6 protein-coding genes are annotated in these 6,694 nt (G+C 65.7%); all 6 read left to right on the top strand.

Annotation, left to right across the window (positions count from 1 at the left end):
- On the top strand, positions 1 to 1,071 hold a 1,071-nt coding region (locus tag AAG799_RS21645; RefSeq protein ID WP_341899102.1), incomplete at its 5' end, for a 2-oxoglutarate and iron-dependent oxygenase domain-containing protein.
- Complete coding sequence (locus AAG799_RS21640; protein WP_341899101.1) at positions 1,068 to 2,195, top strand: ring-opening amidohydrolase; 1,128 nt, start codon at positions 1,068 to 1,070, stop codon at positions 2,193 to 2,195. The genes AAG799_RS21645 and AAG799_RS21640, both read left to right, overlap by 4 nt.
- A 95-nt stretch (positions 2,196 to 2,290) precedes the next feature.
- Positions 2,291 to 3,328 (top strand): BMP family protein, encoded by a 1,038-nt coding sequence (locus AAG799_RS21635; protein WP_341899099.1) that lies wholly within the window; start codon positions 2,291 to 2,293, stop codon positions 3,326 to 3,328.
- Positions 3,329 to 3,346: 18 nt separating this feature from the next.
- A complete protein-coding gene (locus AAG799_RS21630) occupies positions 3,347 to 4,867 on the top strand; it encodes an ABC transporter ATP-binding protein (protein WP_341899097.1) in 1,521 nt (506 codons plus the stop codon).
- A complete protein-coding gene (locus AAG799_RS21625) occupies positions 4,864 to 5,928 on the top strand; it encodes an ABC transporter permease (protein WP_341899095.1) in 1,065 nt (354 codons plus the stop codon). Before AAG799_RS21630 ends, AAG799_RS21625 begins: the two co-directional genes overlap by 4 nt.
- 2 nt (positions 5,929 to 5,930) lie before the next feature.
- On the top strand, positions 5,931 to 6,694 hold a 764-nt coding region (locus AAG799_RS21620), incomplete at its 3' end, for an ABC transporter permease (protein WP_341899093.1).

The raw sequence follows: 6,694 nt of genomic DNA, 5'->3' as shown, positions 1-6,694 counted from the left end.
TTAGAGGATTTCGGGGCAGTGTTTCGGGGGCAGGTCATGGCCGTGCTGGATTACGTACCGCTCATCGACATCGCGCCGTTTCGTCTGGGCGATGCCGCCGCCCGCCGCCAGGTTGCCGCCGAGATTGACCGCGCCTGCCGCGAGATCGGCTTTTTCATCATTACCGGCCATGGCATTGACGCCGCCGATCTGGATGCGATGCGCAGCGTCACGCGCGGCTTCTTCACTCAGCCGCTGGCCGACAAGCTGAAGATCGCGCCGCCGCGCGGGCAGAAGGGTATTCGCGGGTTTCGTGCCGTCGGCGATGAAAGCCTGTCCTATTCGCTGGGCGAAGCCGCACCGCCGGATCTGAAGGAAACCTTCCGCATCGGCCATGTGCAGCCGGGCCAGGATGCCTATGCCGAACGCGCCAAGGCCAGCTATTACGCGCCCAACCTGTGGCCGCAGCGCCCGGCCGAGTTCCGCACCACCTGGACGAAGTATTACCGGCAGATGGACCAGCTCGCCGCCCTGCTGATGCAGATGTTTGCCGTAGCGCTGGATCTGCCCGACAGCTTCTTCGCCAGCAAGATCGACCGCCATATCAGCCATCTGCAGGCCAATCTCTATCCGGCCCAGCCCGACGCACCCCTGCCCGGCCAGCTGCGCGCCGGTGCCCATACCGATTACGGCAGCCTGACCATCCTGCTGCAGGAGAATGTTGCCGGCGGCCTGCAGGTGCGCACCGCCAGGGGCGACTGGGTCGATGTGCAGACCGCGCCGAACGACTTCGTCATCAATATCGGCGACCTGATGGCGATGTGGACCAACGACCGCTGGGTTTCCACCCTGCATCGCGTCGCCAATCCGCCGCGCGATATCGCCGCCGACCAGACACGCCGCATGTCGCTGGTCTTCTTCCACCAGCCCAACTACGACGCCGAGGTGGCCTGCCTGCCGACCTGCCAGGATGCCGGCGCACCCGCGAAATACCGGCCAACCACATCAGGCGACCATCTGCTCGGCAAGATCGGCAAGGCCAACACGATGGGCCAGGAAAGCGAAATGACCAAAGTGCCGGTGCATGTATGAACGCGCTCAGCAACTCTGCTTTTGAATGCTGTGTCACCCGCGTCGCCATGCAGCATCCCGGCGATATGAGCGGCATCGAGAATCTGTTCGACAGCGGCAGCGTGGCGCCCGAAGCCGTGGTTGCCATTCTCGGCAAGACCGAGGGCAATGGCTGCGTCAACGATTTCACCCGCGCCTATGCGGTCTTCGCACTGCAGGTGATGCTGGCACGCCGGCTCAAGTCCACGCCGGAAGAGATCGGCGAGCGTGTCGCCATGGTCATGTCGGGCGGTACCGAGGGCGGCCTGTCGCCGCATTACATCGTGTTCTCCGTGAAAGCCGCTCAGCGCCCGACCGGCGGGCAGAAGGCCATGGCGATCGGCACGGCGTTTACCCGCAGTTTCCTGCCCGAGGAAATCGGCCGCATGGCGCAGGTGCAGGCCACGGCCGAAGCCGTGGCGCAGGCCATGCAGCAGGCCGGCATCAGTTCGGAAGCCGATGTGCATTACGTGCAGGTCAAATGCCCGCTGCTGACTTCGGAACGCATCGCCGAGGCCCATGCGCGCGGCCAGGCGGTGACCACCGAAGATACCTATGCCTCGATGGGCCTGTCGCGTGGTGCCTCTGCGCTCGGCGTCGGGCTGGCGCTCGGCGAAGTGGATGCCAGCAAGTTGCATGATGCTGCCATCGGCCAGGATCTCACGCTGTGGTCGGGCCGCGCCAGTGCCTCGGCCGGTGTCGAGCTGACCCGCAACGAAGTGATCGTGATGGGCAACAGCGAGGCCTGGGCCGGCGACAGCATCATCGCCCATGCGGTGATGGAAGACGGCATTGATTTTCCTGCCGTCGGCCGCGCCCTGCGTGCCGCCGGACTGACCCTTGACGGGCAACTGCCCGAAAGCGAGGCAGGCCGCCTATGCGCTGTGCTGGCAAAAGCCGAACCGGCGCGCAGCGGCCGCATCCGCGGCAACCGCCACATCATGTGGGATGACAGCGACATCAATGCCACGCGCCATGCCCGCGCGCTGGTCGGCGGTGTTGTCGCCGCCGCTATCGGCCGCACGGATCTGTTCATTTCCGGCGGTGCCGAGCATCAGGGCCCCGATGGTGGCGGCCCGATCGCCGTGATCGCCCGGCGCGCCTGATGGCGGATGGCTCAGTTATTGCACCGAATACCGCTGCAATGATGCAGCGGCAGACTCCCCCAGCAACGGCTGCCGAACCAAAGGAGGTTCTTGCCATGGTCACCCAGCAAAAACAGACGCGTATGAAGCATCGCCTGACATTCACCGGGCTTGCGATAGCCGCATTCGGCCTGGCCGTCGCGGCACAGCCCGCCATGGCACAGACCAAGGTGGCCATGCTGCTGCCCGGCAGCATCAACGACCAGAGCTGGAACGCGCAGGGCTATGCCGGCCTGATGAAGATCAAGGATAGCGGATACCAGGTCGCCTACTCGGAAAACGTGCCGGCGGCAGACCATGTCGAGGCCATGCGCGATTACGCGCGCCAGGGCTACAAGATCGTGATCGGCCATTCCGGCCGCTTCCTCTCGGCGGCGCAGCGCGTCGGTCCCGAATTCCCCGAGGTGCAGTTCGTTGCCGGTGCCGGTGGCGGCGGCCTGGGCAAGAACGTGATGTCGATCGATTACGACAACACGCATTTCGGCTGCCAGCTCGGCGTGCTGGCCGCGCGGATGAGCAAGACCGGCAAGATCGCCGGCGTCTATGCGCTGGAAGGCCTGCCCAACATGGTGGCGCAGGTCGGTTCCTATCGGCTCTGCGCCAAGCGCATCAAGCCCGATATCGAAGTCTCGATCATCTATATCAAGGATATCGAGGATGCCGCAGCTGCCAAGGAAGCCGCCTTCTCGCTGATCGCGGGTGGCGCCGATTTCGTCGCGGGCAAGCTGAATGCCGCCCAGGCCGGCCTGATCCAGGCCGCCAAGGAGAAGAATGTCTTCACCACCGGGCGCTCGTTCGGCCATACCGCGATTGCACCGGAGAACGTGATCACCAACGTGGTCGAGAAGTGGGCCGACATGTATGCGGCGACGGCGGACTCGGTGAAGGCCGGCAAGCTGTCGGGCGATCTGGTGATGTATGGCTATAACACGCCGGCGACCAGCGGCGCCGCCCTGCAGCAGACCGCAGAGCGCCCCTATCACCCGGCCGTGCCGGCCACCGTGGTGGCCGAACTCGACACCTACAAGAAGATGTTCGCCACTGGCGAGATGAAGCTGGCGCCGACCAAGGACGATGCCCGCGGCGGCAAGTAAGCCCTGAAAGACTGCGTCATGAAGCCGTTGTTGGACATGCACGGGATCGTCAAGACCTACGGTCCCGTGCGTGCCAATGACGGCATCTCGCTCACCGTGCCACCGGGCTGCATTCTCGGCCTGCTGGGCGAGAACGGCTCGGGCAAGAGCACGCTGATGAAAGTGCTGTTCGGCATGGTGGCGCCCGATGCCGGCAGCATCCTGTTCAAGGGCAAGGAACTGTCTGGCCATACGCCGGGCGAAGCCATTGCCACCGGCATCGGCATGATCCACCAGCATTTCATGCTGATCGAGGCAATGACCGTCACCGAGAATATCATGCTCGGCTGGCAGGCCGCCGGCCGCTGGCTGCGCCGCGATGCGATCCGCGATCTGTTGCGCGAGACCAGCGCACGCTATGGCCTCGATCTCGATCCCGATGCGCTGGTGGCCGATCTGCCGCTGGGCCGGCGCCAGCGGGTGGAAATCCTCAAGGCGCTGCTGCGCGGCGCCGACCTTCTGGTGCTGGACGAGCCGACCTCAAATCTCAGTCCCCCGGAAGTGACCGCCCTGCTGCAGATCATGCAGCGCCTGCGCGATGAGGGAAAATCTATCATCTTCATTTCGCACAAGCTGGGCGAAGTGATGGAAGTGTGCGACGACATCGTGGTGCTGCGTGACGGCAAGGTGGCCGGCCGCACCACGGCAGCCAATACCGACCGCACCGCGCTGGCCCGCATGATGGTGGGCCGTGACATCACCGCACCGCTGCAGCGCCGGCCCTCCACAGGCAGTACCACCCTGCTGAGCCTGCGCGGCATCAATACGGCTGCAAATCAGGGCGTGGCCCTGAAGGATATCAGCATCGATGTGGCCGCCGGTGAAATCCTCGCCATCGCCGGTGTGGATGGCAACGGCCAGCTGGAACTGGCCGAGGCCATTGCCGGCCTGCGCCGGCTTTCTGCCGGCCGCATCCTGCTGGACAACACCGATCTCAGCCAGACCGGCATCGCCGCACGCATCGCCGCCGGCGTGGCCTATATGCCGGCCGACCGGGCGCAGACCAGCCTGGTGCAGGGCATGAGCATTGCCGAGAACCTGATGCTGCGCGATTCCGGCCGGCCGCCGTTTTCGCGCGGCCCCTGGCTCAGCCGCGCCGGTCTTGCCGCTGCCGCGAAACGCCTGGTGGCGGCCTTCGATATCCGCACCCCCAGCGCAGAGCTGCAGGCCAAGCAGCTGTCGGGCGGCAACCAGCAGAAGATCGTCGTGGCACGCGAGATCGACCGCGGCCCGCGCCTGCTGATCGCGCATCAGCCGACCTGGGGCCTCGATCCCGGCGCCACCCGCTTTGTCATGGACAGCATCCTGGCGCTGCGCGACAGCGGCGCCGCCGTGATCTACATCTCGTCCGAACTCGATGAGGTGCTGTCGATCGGTGACCGCATCGGCGTGCTGTTCGATGGCCGCCTCGTTGGCGTGGTGCCCCGCGATGCTGTCGATGTCGGCCGCATCGGCCTGATGATGGCCGGCAGCGCGATACCGACAGAGCAGGCCGCATGAGCGAGGTCGCCGCCGGCATCGCCAAACCATCGGCCTGGCAGGTTTACATTCCCGCTTCGCTGCGCCGCGCCGCCCTGGCCGTGCTGCTGGCGCTGGCCTGCACCGGCCTGCTGATCATGTTCTCCGGCAAGGATCCGCTGCTGGCCTATCGCGCCATGCTGACCGGCGCTTTTGGCTCCTTCGACCGCATCGCGGTGGGCTTCAACAAGGCGACACCCTATATCCTCACCGGGCTGGGTATCGCGCTGTGTTTCCGCGCCAAGATCATCAATATCGGCGGCGAAGGCCAGATCGCCATTGGCGGGCTTTGTGCCAGCTGGGTCGGCATCATGCTGCCGCTCGGCAATCCCGTGCTGGCGATTGGCTCGGCGCTGCTGGCCAGCATCCTTGGCGGCATGGCCTGGGCCGGTCTGGCGGCGGCCATCCATATCGGTCGCCGCGTGCATGAAGTGCTGGTCACGCTGCTGCTTAACTTCGTTGCCCTGCTGATCGTCGGTGCCGCCCTGCATGGCAGCCTGGGCGAAGACGGCGCCGGCTTCCCGCAATCGCCGCTGCTGCCGGCCGATTACTGGCTGCCCAAGCTGCTGAAGGGCACGCAGCTGCATTATGGCATCCTGATCGCCGTGGTGATTGCCGGCCTGTCGCATATTTTCCTCTGGCATACCCGCTATGGCTTCGGCCTGCGCGTGTTCGGCAGCAGCCGGCCCGCCGCGCGCTATGCCGGCTTCTCGCCTGCCGCCAGCACCTTCACCGTCATGCTGCTGGCCGGCGCCCTGGCCGGCCTTGCCGGTGGCATCGAGGTGCTGGGCATTCACTACCGCCTGATCGAGGGCTTCTCGCATGGCTTCGGTTTCAATGCCGTCGCCATCGCCCTGCTCGGTGCGCTCAATCCGCTGGCCGTGGTGCCGGCTGGACTGTTCTTCGGCTTCCTCGAAACCGGCGCGTTGGCAATGCAGCGGCAGGTCGGCGTGCCGTCCTCGCTGGTGACCGTGATCCAGGGCCTGACCATGCTGTTCGTGCTGGCCGCCATGGCCTCGGCCAACCGCAAACCGAAGAGCTGACCATGGATGCCGCCACCCTCGATTTCCTGGTTTCGGCATTGCGCATCGCCACGCCACTGCTGTTTGCAGCGCTCGGCGGCATTTTATCAGAACGCGCCGGCGTGTTTGCCGTTGGCCTGGAAGGCATGATGCTAGCCGGTGCTTTCGGTGCCGCCATCGCCGCTTTCATCACCGGCAGTGCAATGCTGGGCCTGGTGGCGAGCCTCGCCTGCGGTGCCTGCCTCGCAGGCGTGGTCGCCATCGTCACCGTGCGCTTTGGCGCCGAGCAGATGGTGACCGGGCTGGCCGCGAATATCTTTGCCATCGGGCTCACCAGCTTCCTGCTGCGCAGCACGGTGGGCCGTGGCCAGGCGCCGGTGATCCAGGTGCCGCTGCTGCAGGCCTGGCCGATCCCCGGCCTTGCCGATCTGCCCTGGATAGGCCCACTGCTGTTCCAGCAGCCGCCTCTCACCTACCTCGCCCTGCTCATCACCATTCCGATGTTTTATTTCCTGATGCGCAGCCAGGCCGGGCTGACGCTGCGCGCCGTGGGCGAAAACCCGCAGGCCGCCTATGCCATCGGCGCCGATCCGATGACAATCCGCATCTGGGCAGTGCTGGCCGGCGGTGCCATTGCCGGGCTGGGCGGCGCCGTGCTGGCCTTGCAGCAGATCGGCACCTTCACCGATGCGATGACCTCGGGCCGTGGCTATCTCGCTTTGGCCGCGATCATTGTCGGGCGCTGGATGCCGTTCGGGACTCTCGTTGCCTGCCTGGTGTTCGGGGC

Source organism: Ferrovibrio terrae (genome assembly GCF_943371255.1).
Classification (GTDB): domain Bacteria; phylum Pseudomonadota; class Alphaproteobacteria; order Ferrovibrionales; family Ferrovibrionaceae; genus Ferrovibrio; species Ferrovibrio terrae_B.
The sequence above is the reverse complement of the archived record's forward strand: the minus strand, read 5'-3'. Positions and strand labels throughout refer to the sequence as shown.